This is a genomic window from Pseudomonas sp. NFACC45, from assembly GCF_900113505.1.
Classification (GTDB): domain Bacteria; phylum Pseudomonadota; class Gammaproteobacteria; order Pseudomonadales; family Pseudomonadaceae; genus Aquipseudomonas; species Aquipseudomonas tehranensis.
On sequence record NZ_FOPO01000001.1, the window covers coordinates 180,910 to 204,745 of the forward strand.

The 23,836-nt window shown below is 61.4% G+C and carries 19 protein-coding genes and 1 riboswitch; of the genes, 4 read left to right on the forward strand and 15 right to left on the reverse strand.

The window, feature by feature from the left end; all coding sequences use genetic code 11:
• Positions 1-41: 41 nt before the first annotated feature.
• Complete coding sequence (serB, locus tag BM132_RS00805) at positions 42-1,256, reverse strand: phosphoserine phosphatase SerB (RefSeq protein WP_092395722.1); 1,215 nt, start codon at positions 1,254-1,256, stop codon at positions 42-44.
• A 133-nt stretch (positions 1,257-1,389) separates the two neighbouring features.
• On the opposite strand from serB, the gene BM132_RS00810 reads away from it, so the two are divergent.
• Positions 1,390-2,907: an AhpA/YtjB family protein gene (locus BM132_RS00810; RefSeq protein WP_092452382.1), complete on the forward strand. Its 1,518-nt coding sequence runs from the start codon at positions 1,390-1,392 to the stop codon at positions 2,905-2,907.
• Positions 2,908-3,143: 236 nt separating this feature from the next.
• Here the strand turns inward: BM132_RS00810 and BM132_RS00815 are convergent, their stop codons facing one another.
• The 10 genes from BM132_RS00815 to BM132_RS00875 form a co-directional block, all read right to left on the reverse strand.
• The gene (locus BM132_RS00815; protein WP_092395718.1) at positions 3,144-3,848 is read right to left on the reverse strand and encodes a PqiC family protein; all 705 of its coding nucleotides are present in this window, start codon (positions 3,846-3,848) and stop codon (positions 3,144-3,146) included.
• A 179-nt stretch (positions 3,849-4,027) separates the two neighbouring features.
• Positions 4,028-6,292: a DNA topoisomerase IV subunit A gene (gene parC, locus BM132_RS00820; protein ID WP_092452385.1), complete on the reverse strand. Its 2,265-nt coding sequence runs from the start codon at positions 6,290-6,292 to the stop codon at positions 4,028-4,030.
• 10 nt (positions 6,293-6,302) lie between these two features.
• On the reverse strand, positions 6,303-6,824 hold the full coding sequence (locus BM132_RS00825) for a retropepsin-like aspartic protease family protein (protein WP_076382906.1): 522 nt from the start codon (positions 6,822-6,824) through the stop codon (positions 6,303-6,305).
• Entirely contained in the window at positions 6,821-7,807 is a 987-nt protein-coding gene (locus BM132_RS00830; RefSeq protein ID WP_092452388.1) for an esterase-like activity of phytase family protein, read from the reverse strand. Before BM132_RS00830 ends, BM132_RS00825 begins: the two co-directional genes overlap by 4 nt.
• Positions 7,807-9,711 carry a DNA topoisomerase IV subunit B gene (parE, locus tag BM132_RS00835; protein WP_047227288.1) on the reverse strand — a complete coding sequence of 635 codons (1,905 nt, stop codon included), beginning with the start codon at positions 9,709-9,711 and terminating at the stop codon, positions 7,807-7,809. The genes BM132_RS00830 and parE overlap by 1 nt, the downstream gene beginning before the upstream one ends.
• A 41-nt stretch (positions 9,712-9,752) precedes the next feature.
• A complete protein-coding gene (locus BM132_RS00840) occupies positions 9,753-10,361 on the reverse strand; it encodes a YqiA/YcfP family alpha/beta fold hydrolase (RefSeq protein WP_092452391.1) in 609 nt (202 codons plus the stop codon).
• A 745-nt stretch (positions 10,362-11,106) separates the two neighbouring features.
• Positions 11,107-11,463 carry a DUF6124 family protein gene (locus tag BM132_RS00850; protein ID WP_092452394.1) on the reverse strand — a complete coding sequence of 119 codons (357 nt, stop codon included), beginning with the start codon at positions 11,461-11,463 and terminating at the stop codon, positions 11,107-11,109.
• A gap of 1,242 nt (positions 11,464-12,705) precedes the next feature.
• The gene (cpdA, locus tag BM132_RS00865; protein WP_092452397.1) at positions 12,706-13,521 is read right to left on the reverse strand and encodes a 3',5'-cyclic-AMP phosphodiesterase; all 816 of its coding nucleotides are present in this window, start codon (positions 13,519-13,521) and stop codon (positions 12,706-12,708) included.
• 106 nt (positions 13,522-13,627) lie between these two features.
• Complete coding sequence (locus tag BM132_RS00870; RefSeq protein WP_024781420.1) at positions 13,628-14,080, reverse strand: DUF1249 domain-containing protein; 453 nt, start codon at positions 14,078-14,080, stop codon at positions 13,628-13,630.
• Positions 14,071-14,688 carry an NUDIX domain-containing protein gene (locus BM132_RS00875; RefSeq protein ID WP_076382912.1) on the reverse strand — a complete coding sequence of 206 codons (618 nt, stop codon included), beginning with the start codon at positions 14,686-14,688 and terminating at the stop codon, positions 14,071-14,073. The genes BM132_RS00870 and BM132_RS00875 overlap by 10 nt, the downstream gene beginning before the upstream one ends.
• 214 nt (positions 14,689-14,902) lie before the next feature.
• On the opposite strand from BM132_RS00875, the gene BM132_RS00880 reads away from it, so the two are divergent.
• Complete coding sequence (locus BM132_RS00880; protein ID WP_092452400.1) at positions 14,903-15,649, forward strand: DUF3298 domain-containing protein; 747 nt, start codon at positions 14,903-14,905, stop codon at positions 15,647-15,649.
• On the opposite strand, the gene cytX is transcribed toward BM132_RS00880, so the two are convergent.
• Both cytX and thiC read right to left on the reverse strand, forming a co-directional pair.
• A complete protein-coding gene (gene cytX / locus BM132_RS00885; protein WP_092452403.1) occupies positions 15,618-16,910 on the reverse strand; it encodes a putative hydroxymethylpyrimidine transporter CytX in 1,293 nt (430 codons plus the stop codon). The two genes, BM132_RS00880 and cytX, sit on opposite strands and share 32 nt — an antisense overlap.
• Positions 16,911-17,081: 171 nt before the next feature.
• Positions 17,082-18,971, reverse strand: a complete 1,890-nt coding sequence (gene thiC, locus BM132_RS00890) for a phosphomethylpyrimidine synthase ThiC (protein ID WP_092452406.1) — start codon at positions 18,969-18,971, stop codon at positions 17,082-17,084.
• Positions 18,972-19,145: 174 nt separating this feature from the next.
• Positions 19,146-19,251: riboswitch (TPP riboswitch) on the reverse strand.
• Positions 19,252-19,405: 154 nt separating this feature from the next.
• Between thiC and BM132_RS00895 the strand changes: the two genes are divergently transcribed.
• Positions 19,406-20,845 carry a TolC family outer membrane protein gene (locus tag BM132_RS00895; protein ID WP_092395698.1) on the forward strand — a complete coding sequence of 480 codons (1,440 nt, stop codon included), beginning with the start codon at positions 19,406-19,408 and terminating at the stop codon, positions 20,843-20,845.
• 181 nt (positions 20,846-21,026) lie between these two features.
• Here the strand turns inward: BM132_RS00895 and waaA are convergent, their stop codons facing one another.
• A complete protein-coding gene (gene waaA, locus BM132_RS00900; RefSeq protein ID WP_092452409.1) occupies positions 21,027-22,307 on the reverse strand; it encodes a lipid IV(A) 3-deoxy-D-manno-octulosonic acid transferase in 1,281 nt (426 codons plus the stop codon).
• 22 nt (positions 22,308-22,329) lie between these two features.
• Complete coding sequence (locus BM132_RS00905) at positions 22,330-23,220, reverse strand: LysR family transcriptional regulator (RefSeq protein ID WP_092452414.1); 891 nt, start codon at positions 23,218-23,220, stop codon at positions 22,330-22,332.
• 104 nt (positions 23,221-23,324) lie between these two features.
• Here BM132_RS00905 and BM132_RS00910 point away from each other — a divergent pair, with 104 nt between their 5' ends.
• The gene (locus BM132_RS00910) at positions 23,325-23,657 is read left to right on the forward strand and encodes a DMT family transporter (RefSeq protein ID WP_047225891.1); all 333 of its coding nucleotides are present in this window, start codon (positions 23,325-23,327) and stop codon (positions 23,655-23,657) included.
• The last annotated feature ends 179 nt before the right edge of the window (positions 23,658-23,836 follow it).

A 23,836-nucleotide genomic window follows, 5' to 3' on the forward strand; every position in this document is an offset into this window, starting at 1 on the left:
ATCGCAGCCTTCGGCAGCTCCTACACAGGTAAGCGTCGGCCTTAAAGCTGTCCGTCGCGATCCCTGAAGCCCAGCAGGTACAACACGCCATCCAGCCCCAGGGTGGAAATCGCCTGCCTGGCCGACTGTTTGACCAGCGGCTTGGCCCGGAACGCCACGCCCAGACCGGCGATCGCCAGCATTGGCAGGTCGTTGGCGCCGTCGCCCACAGCAATGGTCTGTTCCAGGCGCAGGCCTTCCTTCTCGGCCAGTTCGCGCAACAGATCCGCCTTGCGCTGGGCATCGACGATCGGTTCGACTGCCACGCCCGTGACCTTGCCATCCACGACTTCCAGTTCATTGGCGAACACGTAGTCGATGCCGAGCTTGGCCTGCAGTTGCTTGGCGAAGTAAGTGAAGCCGCCGGACAGGATCGCGGTCTTGTAGCCAAGACGCTTGAGTTCGGCGAACAGGGTTTCGGCGCCTTCGGTCAGGCGCAAGGAGGCGCCGATAGAGTCAAGCACGCTGACGTCCAGCCCCTTGAGCAGCGCCAGGCGTTCCTTGAAGCTGGCGCGAAAATCCAACTCGCCGGCCATGGCTCGCTCAGTGATGGCCGACACCTTGTCGCCCACGCCGGCGGCCTTGGCCAGTTCGTCGATGACTTCGGCTTCAATCAGCGTCGAATCCATGTCAAACACCGCCAGGCGGCGGTTGCGACGGAACAGCGAGTCCTCTTGGAACGCGATGTCGACGTTCAACTCCTGGGCCACGCTGAGGAATTCGGCGCGCAGCGCCTGGGGATCGGCCGGCTCGCCGCGCACGGAGAATTCGATGCAGCCCTTGCCCTTGTCATCCGGCGTATCCAGCGGCATGCGCCCGGACAACCGGTCGATGTGGTCGATGTTCAGGCCGTATTGGGCAGTGATCGAACTGACGCGCTGCAATTGCTCGGCGGTCACCTTGCGGGTCAACAGGGTCACGATATGGCGCGTCTTGCCCTGGCCGTTAACCCAATGCTGGTAATCGGCTTCGGACACCGGGGTGAAACGCACCTGCTGGTCGAGCTTGTAGGCGGTGAACAGGATGTCCTTGAGCACCGACTTGCTTTGTTCGGCGTCCGGAATTTCAACCAGAATGCCGAACGACAGTGTGTCGTGAATCACCGCCTGACCAATGTCGAGAATGTTCACACCACCCTGGGCCAGAACGCCGGTAATGGCCGCAGTCAGACCCGGACGGTCACTGCCAGTGATGTTTATCAGGACGATTTCGCGCAAGGCGCACCCCCGCAGGTGGAAAAAAACCGCATTCTACCCACTTTCAGTGACCATCGGGCACCGTCGGTGCTTTGCCGGTCATGGGCCTGTCGCTATACTGCGCGTCAATTTCACGGACAAAGAGCCGAGCTCAGTGAACCGGCCCACGCCAGTCAAAACCGACAACTTCTTTCTGCTGATCTTCCGTGCACTGCGCCACCGTCGCGTGCCGATTGCATTGCGCATTGCCAGCCATAACGTGATCCTGGTCGCCCTGGCCCTGGTGATCTATGCCTGCGTGATGGGCCTGCAGTTCAAGCAGGCCATGCACGAGCAGGCCGACGCCCTGGGCGAGAGCCTGACCACGCAGACCGCCACGTCCGCCACCGAGCTGCTGGTGTCCAACGACATCCTTAGCCTCAACGTGCTGCTCAACAACCTCACCAAAAACAAACTGGTGGCCCACGCCGCCATTTATAGCGTGGACAACCGCATCCTCGCCGAAGCCGGCCAGCGTCCCAAACCGGGTCTGCTGGGCGAATCCGGCGGTATGTACCAGAGCAGGATCACCTTCCAGGACGTGACCGCCGGGCAACTGCGCATCAGCCTGGACATGGACCAGTTCCAGCAGCCGATGACCATCAGCCTGCAAAGCATGGGCATCCTCAGCGCAATATTGCTGGCGCTGGCGCTGGCCTTGAGCCTGCGCCTGGGACGCCACATCTCTACGCCACTGCTGCAACTGCGGGTCTGGCTGCGGGATATCGACGAGCACACCCCAGCGACCCAGCGCCAGGACGAAATTGGCGATCTGGCTCGGCAACTGCACGCCAGCTTCGCCCCGGAACCGGCCCCCGTGCCGGAGCCTGAAGACATCGACTACAGTGACGACGACGAAGCCGAACCAGGCTTCGAAGTGCGTAACCTGCGGGACCCGGACTTCGACGAAAGCCAACCTCTCCCCGCCTCCAGGCCCGGACCACGCCGCGTGGTCCGCACGGTGGAGGACGATGAAGACGACGATGCTTTCGCCGACCTGCGTGACGACTCAATCGCCGATGAGGCGCAATCGGTCGCCAGACCCGTCGCCTCGGACCTGCCCCAACACAGTGCCGTGCTGGCCGTGCAACTGGGCGCCCAGGACCAACTGCGCCGGCTGCCACAGGCGCGCCTGAAGGAACTGCTTGAGCGTTACCGCGACTGCCTCGACCAGGCCGCATCGCTGTATCAGGGCCAACTGCACACCCTGAACGATGGCAGCACGCTGATGCTGTTCCACACCGAGGACAGCGGTGATGACTACCTCACCAATGCCATTTGCTGCGGTGAGTTGCTCCGAGCCCTGGGACACCAGTTGCAGATCGAAGTCGCCGACAGCGGTATCACCCTGCAATTGCAGTTGGGCCTGACCTTGGGTGACGGGCTGTTCGGCCTGAGCCAGATCGACCTGCTGCTGACCGAAACCGCTCAGGACGCCCTGGCCCTGTCGCAGCACAGCCGCAACCTGCTGCTGGTGGAGCGCAAGATCAACGACGATGCCCTGATCCGTCAGCGCGCCCGCATCCGCCCTATCGCCAGCCCGGAAGGCGCATGCTGCGTCGAGCGACTGATGGAGCCTTATCCCTCAATGCTGGAGCGACAACTGGCGCGGATGCATGAGCGTCAGGCTTGAGCTTCAACATCTGAAATGACGAAGCCCGCAGATGAGTGATTGTCTGCGGGCTTTTTTGTGGCCTTCGCCTACCTCATCGCGAGCAGGCTCGCACACACTGGATCTGTGGCTAGCAGAGGCCCCTGTGGGAGCGAGCCTGCTCGCGATGAGGTGGGCATAGACACCCGAGACGGCAACCCACAAGAAACGACAAAGCCCGCATCAATGCGGGCTTTGTTTTGCATCCAGTTCAACCATCAGAACCTGAACACTTCCATGTCCGTACGGATCGGCAAGGCCATTGGAATCTTGTCCTTTTCCTTCTCGACCTTTTTGGTCGCTGCAGGCGCCGATTTGCGCGGCACATCTGCGATAGGAGGCTGGTTGGCCAAAGGCTTGAGCGCCACGGACAGTTGCTCGGCCAGACGTTGCAGCAACACACCCTGAGCCTGAACCTGCGCAGCGGTACCGCCGGCATGTTGCTCTTGCAGATGAATGATACGGTTCTCGCGAACCTTGCCGCGACGATCGATCAGGCGCCACTGGGCATCCAGTACCGCCGGTTGCGATTCGCCCGAGTCCAGCCGAGTAATCGACAACAACACCTGTACATCTGGGGTAAAGCCCTGGGTGGCTGGCGCAAGTACCACGCGCTGGCTGTCCAGATGCCCGGCGACCTGACGCAGCAACAGCTGATCAATGTCCGACGACAGGCTGCCGGCCCAACGACCGTCGGTGGCGGCTTGCAGGCTGCCGTCCGGTTGGCGTTGCAATAGGGTTTCACGTTGCAGGTAATCGGCAATCAATACCGGGCCCAGTAATACCGCCATGCCTGCGCTTTGTGCAGGCTGGGCCGGGTTTCCGCTGTCGAGTTGATACAGCGACACTGGCTGATTGACGCTACAGCCCGCCAGGCCAAGCAGGCCGGCGAGCCACAAAATAGGAAGGCGCAGAGCAGTCATCGTCCCGTCCAGGTGGCAGCCACAAGGCTTACCACAGTGAAAAAAAACTCGGTCAATATGAAGAACGCTCGGCCACGCCGGCGCTTGAAAGGGCCTATCATCCGTGAATATGCGCTCCGACTCCAGCGCGAAAGTGCCGATCTGCGGCTTTTAATCGCAGACCGAGCGCTCTAGCACGCTTAATTGAGGTTTTCGACGAGCAGTGCATCGACCCGCTGAAACCCTCTCGGAAGCTTATTGCCCCGCCGACCGCGTTCACCTTTGTAGTGTTCAAGATCGTCTGCCTTCAACGAAAGCGTACGCTTTCCAGCCTGTAGCACAAGCGTGGCGCCTTCCGGCAACACTGCAATATCCGTGACATATTCCTCACGACTGGCTACCCGTTCGCCGGAAATACCGATGATCTTGTTGCCCTTACCTTTACCCAGCTGCGGCAAGTCACTGATTTTGAAGACCAGCAACCGACCTTCAGTCGTCACCGAAGCCAGCCAGTTGTTCTCACGATCGGACACAGGTCGCGGCGCTATGACCTTGGCGTTATTCGGCAGGCTCAACAACGCCTTGCCCGCCTTGTTCTTGGCTTGCAGGTCCTCACCCTTGACGACAAACCCGTAGCCGGCGTCCGACGCAATAACGTACAGCCCGTCATCATCAGGCATCAGCACGCATTCAAAAGTTGCACCCGGTGGTGGAGTTAATCGACCGGTCAGCGGCTCGCCCTGGCCGCGAGCCGATGGCAGGGTATGGGCCGGCACCGAATAACTGCGCCCGGTAGAATCGACGAACACCGCAAACTGGTTGGAACGCCCGGCCGCCAGTGCCTTGAAACCGTCCCCCGCCTTGTAGGAAAGCCCCGCGGCGTCAATATCATGACCCTTGGCGGAGCGTACCCAGCCTTTTTCCGACAGCACGACGGTCACTTTCTCGTTCGGCAACAGATCATGTTCGCTCAGCGCCTTGGCTTCGGCGCGCTCGACGATGGGCGAACGACGATCGTCGCCGTAGGTTTCAGCATCCTTGAGCAGTTCGGTGCGCACCAGCTTCTTGAGCTTGGCTTCGCTGCCCAGCAAAGCTTGCAGCTTGGCCTGCTCCTTGAGCAATTCATCCTGCTCGGCCCGCAGCTTCATCTCTTCCAGCCGCGCCAGTTGCCGCAGGCGGGTATCGAGAATGTAGTCGGCCTGGATTTCGCTCAAGGCAAAACGCGCGATCAGGCTGGCCTTGGGGTGCTCCTCGGTGCGGATGATGTGGATCACTTCATCCAGGTTGAGGTAGGCAATCAGCAAACCGTCCAACAGGTGCAGGCGACGCTCGACCTTGTCCAGGCGAAATTGCAGCCGCCGGCGCACGGTCTTGACGCGAAACTCCAGCCATTCCACCAGCAATGCCCGCAGGTTTTTCAGCTGCGGCTTGCCATCCAGACCGATGATGTTGATGTTGACCCGGTAGCTGGACTCAAGGTCGGTACTGGCAAACAGGTGCTGCATCAGCGCGTCATGATCAACCCGACTGTTGACCGGAATAATCACGATCCGGCACGGGTTCTCGTGGTCGGATTCGTCGCGAAGGTCGGCGACTTGCGGTGCTTTCGACGGTTTTGCCTGCATCATCGCCGCAATTTGTTCCAGAACCTTGGCTCCGGAAACCTGGTGCGGCAGGGCAGTGACGATGATGTCGCCATCTTCGATGTGGTACACCGCGCGCATACGCACCGAACCGCGACCGGTTTCGTAGATCTTCAGCAGGTCGGCGCGCGGGGTGATGATTTCCGCTTCGGTCGGGTAGTCCGGGCCCTGAATGTGCTCGCAGAGCTGCTCCACCGTCGCTTTGGGTTCATCCAGCAGGCGCACGCAGGCGGTTGCCACTTCCCGCAGGTTGTGCGGCGGCACGTCGGTGGCCATGCCCACGGCGATGCCGGTGGTGCCATTGAGGAGGATGTTCGGCAAACGTGCCGGCAACACCAAGGGTTCATCGAGGGTGCCGTCGAAGTTCGGCCCCCAGTCTGCGGTGCCTTGGCCCAGCTCGCTGAGCAGCACTTCGGAATAACGCGACAGCCGCGCCTCGGTGTAACGCATGGCAGCAAAAGACTTGGGATCGTCTGGCGCACCCCAGTTCCCCTGGCCGTCCACCAGGGTGTAGCGGTAGCTGAACGGCTGGGCCATCAGCACCATGGCTTCGTAGCAGGCCGAGTCGCCATGGGGATGGAACTTGCCGAGCACGTCACCGACGGTACGCGCCGACTTCTTGTGCTTGGAGTCGGCATCCAGCCCCAGCTCACTCATGGCGTAGATGATCCGCCGCTGAACCGGCTTGAGGCCGTCGCCGATGTGCGGCAAGGCGCGGTCCATGATCACGTACATGGAGTAATTGAGGTAGGCATTTTCGGTGAAGTCAGCCAGCGACCGGCGCTCTACGCCGTCTAAGCTGTCTGCAAGAATGTCGCTCATGCGGGCCTCATCAGTTCGTTGTCTGGCGCAGCAACATGGTGCCGCCGCGCTGGGTAAATTCAAGTTTGTTCAGGGCGCTCATGCCCAGCAGCACTTGCGTGCCGCCCAGGCCTGGCGCCACCAGGGCACGGACATCGCGCAACACGATGTCACCCAATTGCAAACGGTCGATGCGGGTGCGATAACCCTCGCTCAAACCGTTGGCGGTGCTCAACGTCACACCGAAACCTTTTTCCAGCTTGAGGCGCGCGGCCAGCTCCTGCGGGATCGCCACGTCCGTGGCGCCGGTGTCGAGCATGAAGTCCACCGGTTGGCCGTTGATCTGGCCGCTGGCGACAAAATGCCCCTGTTTATTGCTGACCAGCTTCACCTCGATAAAACCTTCACCCTTTTGCGAATACACCTCGGTATTGGGATTCTGCGCACGCTGCTCCCACTGGGCAAAAAACCGCGTCGCCAGAAAGAGCGCCGCGCACCAGGCCAGTATCATCAACACCCGTCCGGCGCGCTTGCCCGGCGGTTGCTGGCTCATGGCGTGGCGCCCCAGCCACCGGCCGGCGCGGCAAAGCGCCAGATGATCGGCCGACGTTCACCGTCGGCCCGGGGGCCGTCGTTGTTATCCAGGCCAACCCAGGCGCCTTCGGCGTCCACCACCAGCGCTTCGGCCAAGCCGTAGTCCTGTGAATAACGACGGTTTTCCTGCAGCGCTTCGGCGGCGAACGACCAGCAACGCTCCACTTGAGCGGTTTGCGCGTCACGCCGGCAGATCTGATAAGCGTTGCGCTCCAGGGTAAACAGCTTGCCGTCGAACAGTGACAGATCGGCGAAATCCCGCGATACCGCCGTGGCATTGGGGAACTGTACCGGCTGCATCTCTTTCCCCGCTTCGCTCAGCAGCACGCAATTGCCATCACAATCCCACACGGCTTGCTGGCGCTTGATCAGCAATAGGCCGCGGCGTTCACGCTCCGCCGCCAACCACAACTGATCGCCGGCAGGATTTACCACCAGGCCTTCAAACAACGCATTGAAATGCAGCAACATGCCACTGGCCCGCGCCTGACGGATCATCACCGGTGCAATTTTCAACCAGGACGCGGTGCCCGTCGGCGACACCTGCAACACCGCGGCATGGGATTCACTGACCACATAGCGATTGCCAGCGCTGTCACAGCTGATGCCTTCGAAATCCAGTTCGCCACCGCGCAGGTACGACGCCGCCCAGGTCCGCGATCTCAACCCCCACGGTAAACCGCTGTCGGGCACCGGCGGCACCTGAATTTCAACGGCTTCTGCCTGCCAGACCGGCGCATCAGAGGAGTTGAGGCGGTAGATCCGATCATCATCGCGATCCGACACCGTCCACATTTCGCCGCCGCACACGGCCAGCCCGGACAAGTTACCGCCGCGCAAATCCTCGACGGCATGCTCGGACAGCAACTTCAATTGCGGTGCAGGACCTGCGACCACCACCCCCGCCCACAGCAACAACGCCAGGGCGAAACCGTTGCGCATCAGGCCAGCACCTCGGCCAGGTCCCCTTTGGATTCGAGCCAGGACTTGCGATCGCCAGCGCGCTTCTTCGCCAGCAACATGTCCATCATTTCCGAGGTCGCTTCGAAATCATCCAGGGTCAACTGCACCAAGCGGCGCGTGTTCGGATCCATGGTGGTTTCGCGCAGTTGCGGCGGGTTCATCTCGCCAAGGCCCTTGAATCGGGTGACTTGCGGTTTGCCGCGTTTCTTTTCGGCCACCAAACGATCAAGAATGCCATCGCGCTCGGCCTCGTCCAGGGCGTAGTAAATCTCTTTGCCCAGGTCGATGCGGTACAGCGGCGGCATCGCCACGTAGACGTGACCGGCGTCCACCAGCGGGCGGAAATGCTGGACGAACAAGGCGCACAACAAGGTGGCGATGTGCAGCCCGTCGGAGTCGGCGTCGGCGAGGATGCAGATCTTGCCGTAACGCAGTTGGCTCATGTCCGCAGCGCCCGGATCGACACCGATGGCCACGGCAATGTTATGCACTTCCTGGCTGGCCAGCACTTCGCTGCCGTCCACTTCCCAGGTATTGAGGATCTTGCCGCGCAACGGCAAGATCGCCTGGAACTCTTTGTCCCGCGCCTGCTTGGCCGAACCGCCGGCGGAATCACCTTCCACCAAAAACAGCTCGGAACGCATCGGGTCCTGCCCGGCACAGTCAGCGAGCTTGCCCGGCAAGGCCGGGCCCTGGGTGATGCGTTTGCGCTCGACCTTCTTGCTGGCCTTGAGACGCCGACCGGCGTTGTTGATCGCCAACTCCGCCAGGGCCAGGCCGGTTTCCGGGTTGGCGTTGAGCCACAAGCTGAACGCGTCCTTGACCACCCCGGAAACAAACGCCGCCGCTTCGCGGGACGACAGACGCTCCTTGGTCTGGCCGGAGAATTGCGGCTCCTGCATCTTCATCGACAAGACGAAGGCAATGCGCTCCCAGACGTCTTCCGGCGCCAATTTCACGCCACGGGGCAACAGGTTGCGGAACTCGCAGAACTCGCGCATGGCATCGAGCAAACCCTGGCGCAAACCGTTGACATGGGTGCCGCCCTGGGCCGTGGGGATCAGGTTGACGTAGCTCTCCTGAACGCTTTCACCCCCTTCGGGCAGCCACAACAGCGCCCAGTCCACCGCTTCCTTGTTACCGGCCAGGCTGCCGCAGAACGGCTCGTCAGGCAGGCGTTCGAAACCGTTGACCGCGTCCACCAGATAAGAGCGCAGGCCGTCTTCGTAATGCCACTCGACTTTCTCGCCAGTGGCCTTGTCCTCGAAACTGACCAGCAGCCCAGGGCACAACACGGCCTTGGCCTTGAGCACATGCTTGAGGCGGGTGACGGAGAATTTCGGCGAATCGAAATACTTGGGGTCCGGGGCAAAATACACGCTGGTCCCGGTATTGCGCTTGCCGACGGTGCCGACCACTTCCAGTTCGGTGGCCTTGTAGCCGTCGGCGAAGGTCATCTGGTATTCGTTGCCGTCACGCTTGACCCGCACGCGGACCAGGGTCGACAGGGCGTTGACCACGGAAATACCCACCCCGTGCAAACCGCCGGAGAACTGGTAGTTCTTGTTGGAAAACTTGCCGCCCGCGTGGAGCTTGGTGAGGATCAACTCGACGCCCGACACGCCTTCTTCAGGGTGAATATCCACCGGCATACCGCGGCCGTCGTCGCTGACTTCCAGCGAATGGTCGGCATGCAGGATGACCTGCACCGAACGTGCGTGCCCGGCCAAGGCTTCGTCGACGCTGTTGTCGATGACTTCCTGGGCAAGGTGGTTCGGCCGACTGGTGTCGGTGTACATGCCGGGGCGCTTGCGCACCGGGTCGAGGCCCGAGAGGACTTCGATGGCGTCTGCGTTATAAGAGCTAGCGCTGGGAGTGGCCATGGGGTCTCGTCGTCAGTGTTCAATGAAAAAGAGGCGATGGCTCACAGCGACGTGAAGTCGATCGCCTGGTACAAATCGGCGCCAATGCCGGCAAAACTCAACAGCGCCGGCAACTGTCGGGCAAACCCTTGGAAACTGTGGTCGCCGCCGGCCTGGATGCGCAAGGCACAGGCGCGGTAATACTGCTGGGCGTGGCGATAATCCAGCGTTTCGTCCCCGGTTTGCAACCATACCTGATACCGCTGCGGATCCTGGGGTGCCGGCACTTCCAGCTCGGCCAGGGCCGTAACGTGGTCGTGGGTCAACTCCCAGGTTTCGTCGGTGTACAAATTCTTCTGCGTGCCCAGGTAACCGTCAAACATCCGATGCGGGCTGACGGCAGGGTTGACCAGCAGGGCCTTGAGCCCGTGGCGCTCGGCCAAGTGAGTCGCATAGTAGCCGCCGAGCGAGCTGCCGACCAGCAGTGGGCGACCCAGTTGTTCAATCGCCTGCTCCAGCTGACCGATGGCCTGGCGCGGGTGGTGGTGCAAGGCGGGGACTTGTAGGCGGTCGCTTAGGCCCAGGCGGGCCATTACGTCGATCAACTGACGGGCCTTGGTCGACGCTGGGGCGCTGTTGAAGCCGTGGATATAAAGGATCGAACCCGACATTGCCGACTCCCTGGGTGTTGGGCAAAGGGCGGAGTTTACAGGGAGATTGTGGGGGTTTGGGGGATTTGACCTTCTTGGCGCCTTCGATGATCAGTCGATCACGGTATCTGTGGGAGCAAAGCTTGCTCGCGAGGCGGCCTTATAGCCGACCTGTTTCTCCCGGTTGTACTTCGATCCAATTGTGGGAGCGAGCCTGCTCGCGATGGCGGTCTGACTGAGTACATATCCATTTTTGCGGTAACGGCCGCTTAGGGTTCCGCTCTTACAGCGGCTCACTTTTGAGAAGCCTGCGCGGCCCGGCGAAAAGTAAGCAAAACGCTTTTGCCCCACCACTTGGTGCCTCGCCTAGGCTCGGCATGCCCTCACTCCGGCATTGCTCCGTGGGCCCGCCGCGAAGGGCCATCCATGGCCCAGCGCGGCTATCCCGGCATCCATGCCGGGATGCCCACTCCACAATGCCTGCGTTCGGCCAGCGTGGTTAACGGGGCGCCGAGATCAACGTCCTCCGCGAGGCGGCCTGACAGCCGGCCTGGTTCTTGCGGGGGGTGTACACCCGTCAGACCTGTTTGAGCAGGACCTGTGGGAGCACAGCTTGCTCGCGAGGCGGCCTGATAGCCGACCTGTTTCTCCCGGCTGTACTTCGATCAAACTGTGGGAGCGGGCTTGCTCGCGAATGCGTCGGGTCAGCCGACATCAATGTTGAATGACACACTCAGGTGCTCCCACACAATGCTTACGCTTGACGTTAGCGCGGATCGACGATGTCCAACGCCCGGTTCGCCAACAATTCACTGAGTTCGATCATCTGCTGGACTCCCAGGGCGAAATGCCGACGCGAGCCTTCCAGATCGAAGGTCAGGTCGCCGAGCATGGCGTTGGCGGAGGCTAGGGTTTCGCTGAGGTTGGCTAGGAGGGTTTCGGTGTCTGCGCTCTCCGCGACAGAGAACAATTGGCTTGAGGGTGGTTTCTTTTTGGCTTGAGACTTGGGGTCGAGATAATGGTCGATGGCGCGTTTGGCGGCTTCATCGAGTTTTTGGGGGTCGAGACCGGCATGGGCTGATGAGGGATCGGTTTCGGGGGGATTGGGTGTGGCTTTGAACATAGGGTGACACTCCGTTTACTGGTTGGAGCTACCACGTTCGTTTCCAAGCGAGGGGGTGGCAGCCGTACGCAGGTTGGAAAACCGGGGTAAACGAGCCCGACAGACCCGAAGGTCTCCCGCGCACAGCCGCCATAACGAAAGCATGGTCAAAAAACGACCGCAAGCATACGTTATGAAGGGCGCTTTCGCGCCGTCTACTTATCGGATTTCCAAGCCCGGCCGCTGAATTTGCAGCGACGGAAAAAGACTAGCGACAGCTCTTCCCACCCGGCAACCGCCAGAGCTCGTCGGAAAAATCTGCTTGCGTCAGGACGGGTGTCCGACCATTCCCACAACCCTGGTCGGCTGTCAGGCCGCCATCGCGAGCAGGCTCGCTCCCACACGGATTTCGGTCGTTTACAAGATCAGTGCCCACCGCCAATCTTGTGGGAGCAAAGCTTGCTCGCGATAGCGATGGGTCTGCTTGCATCAATGCTGAATGTACCGCCGCCTTCGCGAGCAAGCCCGCTCCCACAATTGGACCGGAGTACAACTGGGAGAGCCAGGCCGGCTACCAGGCCGCCTCGCGAGCAAGCTTTGCTCCCACAGGTCCAACTCAAACAAGTCTGATGGGTGTACACCCCCCGCAAGAACCAGGCCGGCTGTCAGGCCGCCATCGCGAGCAGGCTCGCTCCCACACGGATTTCGGTCGTTTACAAGATCAGTGCCCACCGCCAATCTTGTGGGAGCGAAGCTTGCTCGCGATAGCGATGGGTCTGCTTGCATCCATGCTGAATCTACCGCCGCCTTCGCGAGCAAGCTCGCTCCCACAATTGGACCGGAGTACAACTGGGAGAGCCAGGTCGGCTATCAGGCCGCCTCGCGAGCAAGCTTTGCTCCCACAGATCCTGCTCAAACAAGTCTGATGGGTGTACACCCCCCGCAAGAGCCAGGCCGGCTATCAGGCCGCCTCGCGGCGGACGTTGATCTTGGCGCCCCGTTAACCACGCTGGCCGAACGCAGGCATTGCGCAGTGGGCAACCCGGCATGGATGCCGGGTTAGCCGCGCTGGGCCATGGATGGCCCTTCGCGGCGGCCCACGGAGCAATGCCGGAGTGAGGGCATGCCGAGCCTAGGCGAGGCACCAAGTGGTGGGGCAAAGCGCTTTTGGTTACTTTTGGCGCTCTTCCAAAAGTGACCCGCCGTAAGGGCGGAACCATAAGCCGCCGTTACCGCAGCAATGGATATGTACTCAATCAAAACTCAATATCCGTTGGAGCCATAGTCGGGGGTAAAAGCAAACCCAACCAACCGCTCAACCCCCGTCTCCAACCGCCCATCCGGCCAAAGCCGCAACCACCGATACCCCGGCGCCTGCGAGCCCACCGCAAAATCCTCACTCCCCGGCTCAAACTGAATACAAGTCGAAGGCGAAGCCAACAACCGAACCCCCTCACGCACCCGGTCAACCTCCTGATGCACATGCCCCCACAGAACAGCACGCACCTGAGGAAACCGATCCAGCACCGCAAACAGCGCCTCCGGATTACGCAACCCAATCGGCTCCATCCACGCACACCCAATCGACACCGGATGATGATGCAGACAAACAAGGTGATGCCGCTCCGGCGCCTCACTCAACGCATTGGCCAACAGAATCAACTGCTCCTCAGCCAAAAACCCCGGCACCGAACCCGGCACGGCAGAATCGAGCATCGTCACCCGCCAATTGCCAATGTCCACCACCGGATCGAGCAACGTACTCTTGACCGCCGCCTCAAGCATCACCTGCGGCTCATCATGGTTACCGGGAATCCACCGCGCCGGCGCGTCGATACGCGCACTCAGTTGCCGAAACGCCTCATAGGACTGCAGCGTCCCGTCCTGGGACAAATCCCCCGTGGCTAGCATCAGGTCGATCTTCGGCTGTTGCTTGAGAACCAGATCAATGACCGCCCGCAAGCTGTCGCGAGTGTTCATGCCCAGCAGCGAGCCGTCGGCCTCGGCAAACAGGTGACTGTCGGACAGTTGGACCAGCAGCGCCGCATCGGCGGTGGTCAAGGTGGATACGCTCGGCAAATCGCTCTCTCCCAGGCGCGACCACGCCATTGGATGAAGCGGCAATTATGCTGGGGAAGATCGAAAGGGGAAACCCACGAACCGGAACCGGTTCACAGACCACGCACTACCGAACGACTTCGAACTCATGACCCAGCGCCAGGCAATGACTCAGCCATTCACCCAGGAACAGATTCAACTGGGCCTTCTCATCCGGCTGGTGCATTGACGCATTGGGGTAAGGATAGATGCCGCGAAAGCGTCGCGCATGTTCGGCGCTGACGACTTCGGCCATGCGCGCATCGTGATAGACCTGCACTTCCAACTGCGGCACCGGCAGCCACGGCAGGCTGTGTTCCTGGCGCACTTGCAGTGTGGTGGTGTACGGGCAGGTCTGCAGCACTTCGAGGGCCAGCACACCGAGCATCTGGTCGCCATGGGTCACGGCGATGCGCCGGGGCGCGGGGTCGTTGCGCATGTCCGGCAACAAGCGCATCAAGCGGGCGTAGTTGGCCTCGCAGGCGGCCTGCAACCCGACCAGATCGACGCGATAACGGTCGCGCAGCTTGCTTAAGACCATAGCCCCCTCACTTCATCGCGATTCAAGGCCAGCCATTGCAAGGCAATGATGCTGGCCGCGTTGCAGATCTGCCCGTCGCGCACTGCTTGCAAGGCATCTTCAAAAGCCCAGACCTTCACACGAATGTCTTCGGCTTCTTCCACAAGCCCATGCAGGCCACCGGCCCCCGCACTGTCGCAACGCCCCAAATAAAGATGCACGAATTCATTGCTGCCGCCCGGCGATGGAAAATACTTGGTCATCGGCCAGAGCGCAGCGAAGACAAGCCCAGCTTCCTCCTGCGCTTCGCGATGAGCAACTTCTTCCGGTTGCTCGTCCTTGTCGATCAGGCCGGCCACCAGTTCCACCAGCCAGGGATTGGTGGTCTTGCCAATGGCGCCGACGCGAAACTGCTCGATCAGTACCACTTCATCGCGTTGCGGATCGTAGGGCAGCACGCACACCGCGTCATGACGCACGAACAGTTCACGGCTGATTTCACGGCTCATGCCACCGGCAAACAACTCGTGGCGCAGGTGGACGCGATCGAGCTTGTAGAAACCCTGAAAGCAGTTTTCACGCTTTACGATGTCCACGGCGCTCGGTGTGGCGTTGGCGAAATCGGTCATGACTGTCCTCGTTTGCAGCGGATCGATGCGAGGCTCCTGCCTCGGCTTCGCGCCATCCTAACGCGCCCGTACCGTTTGATGCAGCCCCTTTGCAGTCATCGGGATAGACGGCTGCCCTCAAAGCCACTCTAATGAGCTTAGTGGCGAACTGATTGCCCTGCCGACAGTCGAAGCGGGTAACTTTTCGCCTTTCCCTGTTTCATGAAGGACGCCCATGTCGCTTTTCAAAACCCTTTGCGTGGCCGCTATTGCCCTGACCCTGGGCGCTTGCCAAAGCCTGTTCCAACCCAACTACCGCGCTCCGCTGGAAACCACCCGCGATGCCTCGGAACAATTGCAACCCGGCTGCGCCAGCGCTGACTGTCCTCTGGTCAACATTGACACCCTGCGTTTTCCCGCCGAGCCAGCCCTGGACGGCATTATCGAGAAACGCCTGCTGCAAATGACCCGCACCACGCCGGACGCCCCAGTGGCGCCAACGCTGGCCGCCTACCGCGAGCAGTTTTTGCGCAGCGCAGCGCCGCGCAACAGCAGCTATTTGCAGGCCAAAGTACGCGAGCAACATGACGGCCTGGTGATCATCGAATTGTCCAGCTACCTGGACACCGGCGGTGCCCACGGCACGCCGGGGCGCGGTTTCATCAACTATTCGCGCCAGCACCACAAGGTGTTGACGCTGTCGGACATGCTGCTGCCGGGCCAGGAAGAAGCGTTCTGGAAAGCCGCGCAGGTCGCCCACAACAGCTGGCTGATCAGCACCAAACTGGATCAGGAACCGGAGTTCGTGAAGCAGTGGCCGTTCCAGAAAACCCCGAACGTGGCGCTGACCTACGGCGGGGTGATCCTCAAGTACCAAGTGAGCACCATCGCGCCCTACGCCTTGGGCCACATCGAACTGAAGATCGCTTACCCACGCCTCAATGGCATCCTCAAGCCCGAGCTGTTCCCCGGCCGTAGCTGAACGCCCGACCCAGTATCAGTTGCAGCAACCCTGCCAGGACCAGCGACGGCAGGGTCGCGCCGATGTCCGGATACACGTTGGCCAGCAGGTGATAAGTGCTCACCCCGCCCAGCCAGGCCAACAGTGCCGGCCAGCGCAACGCAGACGACAACACATGACTGCTGCGTTTGCGCAGGATGAAGTGGTCCACCAGCACCACACCGAACAGCGGCGCGAACACCGAGCCGATCAGCAACAGGAAGTTCTGGTACTGCGCCAACGGTGCGAAGCAGGCGATCAAGGTGCAGACCACCCCAATCGCCAAGGCCAGGTGCTCGACTTTCAACCCCGTCAGCATGCCGCTGGACACCGCCGCCGAGTGAATATCGGCAAAGGCATTTTCCGACTCGTCCAGCAAAATCAGCAGCAGTGGGATCCCCAGCCCGGCGCCCGCCAGGGCCAGAAGCAGCGCGTTCACTTCACCGCTCGGCGCGAACGCCAGGGTGTAGGCCACGCCCAGGCTCATCAGCCAGAAATTACCGATGAAGAACCCCAGCGCGGTGCCGCCGAAGACGTTTTTTGCGCGCTTGCCGAAGCGCGAGTAGTCGGCAATCAGCGGCAACCAGGACAGCGGCATGGCAATCGCAATATCGAAACCGACGGCAAACGGCATCGAACCATCGCCCGCCCGCGCCCACAACGCCACCAGATCAGCCTTGGCGAACAGGTTCCAGGTCAGCCAGATGCATGCTGCCAGCAACAGCCAGATACCCCACTTGCGCAGGACCTTACGCACGAACGTCAGCGGCCCACTCACCGCCAGCAGGGTTGCCAGGGCGCCGAAAAACAACGTCCACAGCAGCGGATTCGACCCCAGGCTCCCCTCGCTGAAGGCCCGCGCGCCGAGCAGGCTGGCGGCGTCACGCATGACGATGATTTCGAATGAGCCCCAGCCGATCAACTGCAGCAGGTTCAACACCGCCGGCACGCTCGCGCCCTTGCCGCCGAGGCTGAGCTTGAGGGCGGCCATGGCCGACAGGCCGGTGTCGCTGCCAATTACGCCGACGGCCGCCAGTAACAGGACGCCCACCAGCGTGCCGAGAAAAATTGCCAGCAACGAACCACTCAGGCCCAGACCCGGCGCGAGCAAGGCGCCGACCTGCAAGACCATCAAACCGATGCCGAGGGAGAACCACAGGGAAAACAGATCGCGGGCGCCGAAGACACGCTTGTCCAGGGGCACGGCGGTGTCGGGGGAGTAGGTGCTGGGTTGGATGTTCAAGGGTTGTTATCTCAGAGGGATATTTGTCGTTCTATAGACCGCTTTCGCGAGCAGGCTCGCTCCCACAAGGGACTTGCGGTGAACACAAGATTTGTGAACGACCGAGATCCATTGTGGGAGCGAGCCTGCTCGCGATGACGGCGGTGAAAACACCGCCGCCCTCAGCTCAGATCACACTTTCTTGTAAAGCTGACTACCTTCCTGTTTGAACCGCTCAGCCTGTTCCGCCAAACCCTGGGCGACATCGACATCCACCGCTTCAATGCGCTGGTTGGCCGCGTACTCGCGCACTTCCTGGGTGATTTTCATCGAGCAGAACTTCGGCCCGCACATCGAACAGAAATGCGCGACCTTGGCCGAGTCTTTCGGCAGGGTTTCGTCGTGGTACGAGCGGGCGGTGTCCGGGTCCAGGCCGAGGTTGAACTGGTCTTCCCAGCGGAACTCGAAACGCGCCTTGCTCAAGGCGTTGTCGCGAATTTGCGCGCCTGGGTGACCCTTGGCAAGGTCGGCCGCGTGGGCGGCGATCTTGTAGGTGATGATCCCGGTCTTCACGTCATCCTTGTTCGGCAGCCCCAAGTGTTCTTTGGGGGTTACGTAGCAGAGCATGGCGCAACCGAACCAACCGATCATCGCCGCACCGATGCCGGAGGTGATGTGGTCGTAGCCCGGGGCGATGTCGGTGGTCAGCGGGCCGAGGGTGTAGAACGGCGCCTCGTCGCAGCACTCCAACTGCTTGTCCATGTTCTCTTTGATCAGCTGCATCGGCACATGGCCCGGGCCTTCGATCATGCACTGCACGTCATGCTTCCAGGCGATCTTGGTCAGCTCGCCGAGGGTTTCCAGCTCACCGAACTGCGCTTCGTCGTTGGCGTCGGCAATCGAGCCCGGACGCAGGCCATCGCCCAGCGAGAAGCTGACGTCGTAGGCCTTCATGATTTCGCAGATGTCTTCGAAGTGGGTGTAGAGGAAGTTCTCTTTGTGGTGCGCCAGGCACCACTTGGCCATGATCGAACCGCCACGGCTGACGATGCCGGTGACGCGCTTGGCGGTCAGCGGCACGTAGCGCAGCAGCACGCCGGCATGGATGGTGAAGTAGTCGACGCCCTGCTCGGCTTGTTCGATCAGCGTGTCGCGGAACAACTCCCAGGTCAGGTCCTCGGCCGCGCCGCCGACTTTTTCCAGGGCCTGGTAGATCGGCACGGTGCCAATCGGCACGGGCGAATTGCGGATGATCCACTCGCGGGTTTCATGGATGTGCTTGCCGGTGGACAGGTCCATGACCGTGTCCGACCCCCAGCGGATGCCCCAGGTCAGCTTCGCCACTTCTTCTTCGATGGAAGAACCCAGCGCACTGTTACCAATGTTGCCGTTGATCTTCACCAGGAAGTTACGGCCGATGATCATCGGTTCCAGTTCGGTGTGGTTGATGTTGGCTGGAATGATCGCGCGCCCCCGGGCGATTTCATCACGCACGAACTCCGGGGTGATCACTTTCGGCACACTGGCGCCGAAGCTGTGGCCGGCGTGTTGCTGCTCTAGCAAGCCGGCGGAGCGGGCCACTTCCAGCTTCATGTTTTCGCGGATGGCGACGTATTCCATCTCGGCGGTGATGATGCCTTTGCGCGCGTAGTGCATCTGGCTGACGTTGGCGCCCGGCTTGGCACGACGTGGGTTGTTCACATGGGCGAAGCGCAGCTTGGTCAGTTCGGGATCGGCCAGGCGTTCCTGGCCGAAGTTGGAGCTCAGGCCCGCCAGGCGCTCGGTGTCGCCACGGCTCTCGATCCACGAAGAACGCACATCAGCCAGGCCTTTACGCACGTCGATGATCACGTTCGGGTCGGTGTAAGGACCCGAGGTGTCGTACACCACCACCGGCGCGTTGATTTCACCGCCAAAATCGGTAGGGGTCACGTCGAGGCTGATTTCGCGCATGGGCACGCGAATATCCGGGCGGCTGCCCTGGACATAGATTTTTTGCGAGCGGGTAAAGGGCTGAACCGATTGCTCATCGACCTTGGCCGAATCACTGAGGTTGGTCGCGTTTTTTGATTTTGTCGTCATCACGGGCTCTCCAGACACACATCCAGGCAGTGGATTTTTGTCGGAGCGAACCTGTAACGAATGGACGCACCCTTGCACGACTGTGCGGATGCTGTGCTCGATGCTTGATGATGCTCGAGATCGAAAGTCGATTGTCGAACAACATCCCGGACGAAGCACAAGAGGACTCGCCGGGTGACGAGAAATCTTGTTCCCTACGCAGGCGCTAACCTGATCAGGTTCAACGGGATCCGAAATTATTCGATCTCAGCCTCATAGCAAGGCACCCCGACAAGAACCCGGCCAGTCTAGACACAACCACGACAGAACGCCATCGCGACGGCAAAAGGCGTGATGAATGGCGCATATACAGGATTGTTGCCATGGGCGTGCGCAACTACACTCGCTACGCCGCGCCTCTTGTGCGCACTCATCCGTGAAATAGGGATCGCCTCATGTTGCGCAAACTCTCACTGGCCCTTGCCGTGTCTTGTGCGTCCAATGGAATGGCCTGGGCTGCCGAAGCCCCCGTGACCACCAAAACCGACCTGGTGAGCGTGTATCAGGAGGCGGTGGATAACAACGCCGACCTGGCCGCCGCCCGTGCCCAGTATGGTGCCCAGAAAGAAGTGGTGCCCCAGGCGCGTGCCGGGTTGCTGCCCAACCTGTCGGCCGGTGCCGACCTGAACAACACCCGCACCGAGCTCGACGAGCCCGCCATGACCGCCACCCGCAGTGGCACGGTCTACCAGGCCACGCTGTCCCAGCCGATTTTCCGTGCCGATCGCTGGTTTCAGTTCCAGGCGGCCAAGTCGGTCAACGAACAAGCGTCGCTGCAACTCTCGGCCACTGAACAGAACATGATCCTGCAAAGCGCCGAGAGCTATTTCAACGTGCTGCGCAGCCAGGACAACCTGGCCTCGACCAAGGCCGAGGAAGCGGCGTTCAAGCGTCAGCTCGACCAGTCCAACGAGCGCTTCGACGTGGGCCTGTCGGACAAGACCGACGTGCTGCAATCCCAGGCCAGTTACGACACCGCGCGGGCCAACCGGATCCTGGCCCAGCGCCAGGTCGACGACGCCTTCGAAGCCCTGATCACCCTGACCAACCGTCAGTACAACTCGCTCCAGGGCATCGTCCATACGTTGCCGATCCTGCCGCCGACGCCGAACGATGCCAAAGCCTGGGTCGACACCGCGGCCAAACAGAATCTCAACCTGTTGGCCAGCAACTACGCCGTCGATGCCGCCGAAGACACCCTGCGTCAACGCAAGGCCGGCCACGCGCCCACCCTCGATGCCATCGCCCAGTACAAAAAAGGCGACAACGACGGCCTCGGCTTTACCAACCCCAGCCCGACCGGTCAGCGTTACGGCGGCGATGCCGAGCAACGCACCATCGGCCTGCAATTGAGCATCCCGATCTACAGTGGCGGGCTGACCAGCTCTCAGGTTCGCGAATCCTACTCGCAACTGACCCAGACCGAACAGCAGCGCGAGGCCCTGCGCCGGCAGGTGGTGGAGAACACCCGCAACCTGCACCGGGCGGTGAATACCGACGTGGAACAGGTCCAGGCCCGTCGCCAGTCCATCATCTCCAACCAGAGCGCAGTGGAAGCCACGGAGATCGGCTACCAGGTGGGCACGCGCAACATCGTCGATGTGCTCGATGCCCAGCGCCAGCTGTACACCTCGGTGCGCAACTACAACAACGCCCGCTACGACTACATTCTCGACAACCTGCGGCTCAAGCAGGCAGCGGGTACTTTGAGCCCGTCGGATCTGCAGGACCTGTCACGCTATCTCAAACCCGACTACAACCCGGACAAGGACTTCCTGCCACCGGACCTGGCGCAGGCAGCGGCGGAGCAACTGCGCTCGCGGCCGGCGCAGTAGTCCAGAGATATCGCTTGCAACAGTAAACTGTTGTGGCGAGGGGATTTATCCCCGCTGGGGTGCGAAGCGCCCCCAATTCGAACTGCCTGACACACTGTTCTAGCAGGTTTTGGGGCTGCTTCGCAGCCCAGCGGGGATAAATCCCCTCGCCACAGATGTATCCTCTTGCACAGGGCAAAGATTACCGCCCAGCGAGCAACCGCCCCAACCCCTCCAGCAACCGCTGCAACGCGCCCTGATTGGTGCGCATTACCTTCAGGCCCGCCTCGGCCATGCGCTGGGCATCGCGGGGCAGTTCGAACAGGCGCTGTACCGCCAGGGCCAGGCTTTCGGCGTCTTCGACTTCCGCCAACGCCCCGGCAGCCCGCAGTTGCGCGGCGATTTCGAGGAAATTGAACAGATGCGGCCCGCTGAGCACCGGTTTGGCCAGTGCCGCCGGCTCCAGCAGGTTATGGCCGCCGTTGGGCACCAGACTGCCGCCGACAAAAGCGCTGTCGGCCAGCGCGTAGAGAAACAACAGTTCGCCCATGGTATCGCCCAGCAGTACCGACGTCTGGGCAGTGACGGGCTTTGCGCTGGAACGCCGGACCGTGGCGAAACCTTCGCTTTCACACAATTGATGCACTGAATCGAAACGCTCGGGATGACGCGGCACCAGGATCAGCAACGCATCGGGATAACTGGCGAGCAACCGACGGTGGGCGGCCAGCACCACCTCATCCTCACCTTCATGGGTACTGGCAGCGATCCACACCGGGCGTTCCGTGGCTTGCCACTCATGGCGCAAGGCGCTGGCGTTTTCCAGCAATTGCGGATCGATGGTCAGGTCGAACTTGATCGAACCGGTGACCTCGACGGTTTGCGCCCGGGCACCCAACTGGAGAAAACGCTCAGCCTCGGCTTCGGTCTGCACAGCGAACAGGCTCATCTCGGCGAGCATCGGCCGGGTGAGTTTGGGCAAACGTGCATAACCGCGCGCCGAACGCTGCGACAGTCGCGCATTGGCCAAGGCAACAGGAATGCCGCGCTTGGCACATTGATGAATGTGGTTGGGCCACAACTCGGTTTCCATGATCACCGCCAGCACCGGGCGGACCCGATCCAGGAAACGGTTGGCGGCGCAGGGCAAGTCGTAGGGCAAATAGCAATGCTGGATGCGTGGCTCGTTGGCGAACAACGCCTGGATCCGCTCGGAACCGGTGGGCGTCATGCAGGTGATCGTGATCGGCAACTGTGGATAACGTTGCAGCAAGGCACGGATCATCGGCGCGGCGGCAATGCTCTCGCCCACCGATACCGCGTGGACCCAGATGCCTCCCGGCACCATCACCGGCAAGCCCCAGGAAAAACGCTCGCCGATGCGCCGCGCGTAGGCCGGCGCCTTGCGGGCCCGCAACCAGAGCCGAATCGCTACCAGTGGCAGCCCCAGATAAAACAATGCGCTATAGAGAGTTCTGTTCATGGCGGCGGAGTTTATCGGTTTTTCAGCCGATCGCCTGCAACTGCACGGCAAAACGTTCCGCCAGCCAGCGCGCGGCCGGGCCCAAAGGCTCGTCGCGGCGCCAGACCAGCTCCACCACCAGGGCCGGCGGGGTCCACTCGCTGTTGAGCTCGACCATATCCCCCAGGTACGCCGGGTACTGCACCACATGCCGTGGCAGCCACGCCCAGCCCAGGCCGCTCCTCAGCCATTCGGCCAAGACGTAGAAACTGTCGGCGCGCCAGACCTGCGGGCTGGCCTGTTCACTTCCAGGGTAGACACTGGACTGGGTCGCCATGAGCAATTGCCGATGCCGGGCCATTTCCAGGCAGGTCACGTAACCATGGTCCGCTAGTGGATGCCCCCTGCCGCAGACCGTGACCATCTCGACGCTGCCCAGCACCCGGCGCTCCAGCGCCTCGGGGATCTGGTCGTGATAAAACAGCAACCCCAGGTCGGCGCGACGTTCCACCAGTTTGCGCGCCACATCACCTTGCGCGGCGCTGGCCAGTTGCACTTCGAGAGTCGGGAACCGCTCGGCCAGGGCCGCCAGGCTGTCGATGACCGGCTGATAAGGCATCGCCTCATCCTGAGCCAGGCGCAGCAGCGCCTCTTGACCGCGCATCAGGGCCAGGGCCCGGCCATTGAGACGCTCACACTGGCGCAGCACTTCCCGCGCCTCTTCCAACAAGGCCTCGCCGGCTTCAGTGAGCTTCGGCTGACGGCCACTGCTGCGCTCGAACAGCGTCACGCCCAGGTCGGCTTCCAACAACGCAATCGCGCTGCTAATGGCCGATTGAGCCTTGCGCTGGTCCCGTGCCACGGCGGAAAACGAACGTTTCTCGGCAACACCGACAAACAGCCGCAGTTGATCCAGATTCCACTGAACACTCATGACGCAACCTATCTCCCATACCGATAGGTAATGACTTTACCGCATCTGACACCCCTCTAAAATGTCGACATCGAGTGACGCACCATTCAAGAGGACCTTCACCTATGAACGCTTACTACTACCTGGCCATCGCCATCTGCGCCGAAGTGATCGCCACCGTGTCGATGAAAGCGATCAAAGGCTTGAGCACACCCCTGCCCCTGCTGCTGGTCATCGCCGGCTACGGCATCGCATTCTGGATGCTGACCCTGGTGGTGCGCACCGTCCCGGTGGGTGTGGCATATGCGGTCTGGGCCGGGATGGGGATCGTCATGGTCAGTGTGGCGGCGCTGTTCATCTACGGGCAGAAGCTGGACGTGCCGGCGATGCTGGGGATGGCGTTGATTGTGCTGGGGGTGGTGGTGATCCAGCTGTTTTCCAAGACTGCCGGGCACTGAAAACACACTGATCATTAAGTGGAATACCTTTGTGGCGAGGGAGCTTGCTCCCGCTGGGTTGCGCAGCAACCCCATTTTTATGGGCGCTTCGCACCCCAGCGGGAGCAAGCTCCCTCGCCACAAAAGCTTTCCTTGCAGGTTGCCGATGTTGATCGTCAACAAATCCCATCCCCATCGAG

Coding starts and splice junctions, on each gene's coding strand:
- BM132_RS00815 (WP_092395718.1), bottom strand. CDS start 3,848: ATGACTGCTCTGCGCCTTCCTATTTTGTGGCTCGCCGGCCTGCTTGGC.
- thiC (WP_092452406.1), bottom strand. CDS start 18,971: ATGACGACAAAATCAAAAAACGCGACCAACCTCAGTGATTCGGCCAAG.
- BM132_RS00880 (WP_092452400.1), top strand. CDS start 14,903: ATGTCGCTTTTCAAAACCCTTTGCGTGGCCGCTATTGCCCTGACCCTG.
- BM132_RS00875 (WP_076382912.1), bottom strand. CDS start 14,688: ATGACCGATTTCGCCAACGCCACACCGAGCGCCGTGGACATCGTAAAG.
- parC (WP_092452385.1), bottom strand. CDS start 6,292: ATGAGCGACATTCTTGCAGACAGCTTAGACGGCGTAGAGCGCCGGTCG.
- BM132_RS00870 (WP_024781420.1), bottom strand. CDS start 14,080: ATGGTCTTAAGCAAGCTGCGCGACCGTTATCGCGTCGATCTGGTCGGG.
- BM132_RS00905 (WP_092452414.1), bottom strand. CDS start 23,220: ATGAGTGTTCAGTGGAATCTGGATCAACTGCGGCTGTTTGTCGGTGTT.
- parE (WP_047227288.1), bottom strand. CDS start 9,711: ATGGCCACTCCCAGCGCTAGCTCTTATAACGCAGACGCCATCGAAGTC.
- BM132_RS00830 (WP_092452388.1), bottom strand. CDS start 7,807: ATGCGCAACGGTTTCGCCCTGGCGTTGTTGCTGTGGGCGGGGGTGGTG.
- BM132_RS00895 (WP_092395698.1), top strand. CDS start 19,406: ATGTTGCGCAAACTCTCACTGGCCCTTGCCGTGTCTTGTGCGTCCAAT.
- BM132_RS00850 (WP_092452394.1), bottom strand. CDS start 11,463: ATGTTCAAAGCCACACCCAATCCCCCCGAAACCGATCCCTCATCAGCC.
- BM132_RS00840 (WP_092452391.1), bottom strand. CDS start 10,361: ATGTCGGGTTCGATCCTTTATATCCACGGCTTCAACAGCGCCCCAGCG.
- BM132_RS00825 (WP_076382906.1), bottom strand. CDS start 6,824: ATGAGCCAGCAACCGCCGGGCAAGCGCGCCGGACGGGTGTTGATGATA.
- BM132_RS00910 (WP_047225891.1), top strand. CDS start 23,325: ATGAACGCTTACTACTACCTGGCCATCGCCATCTGCGCCGAAGTGATC.
- waaA (WP_092452409.1), bottom strand. CDS start 22,307: ATGAACAGAACTCTCTATAGCGCATTGTTTTATCTGGGGCTGCCACTG.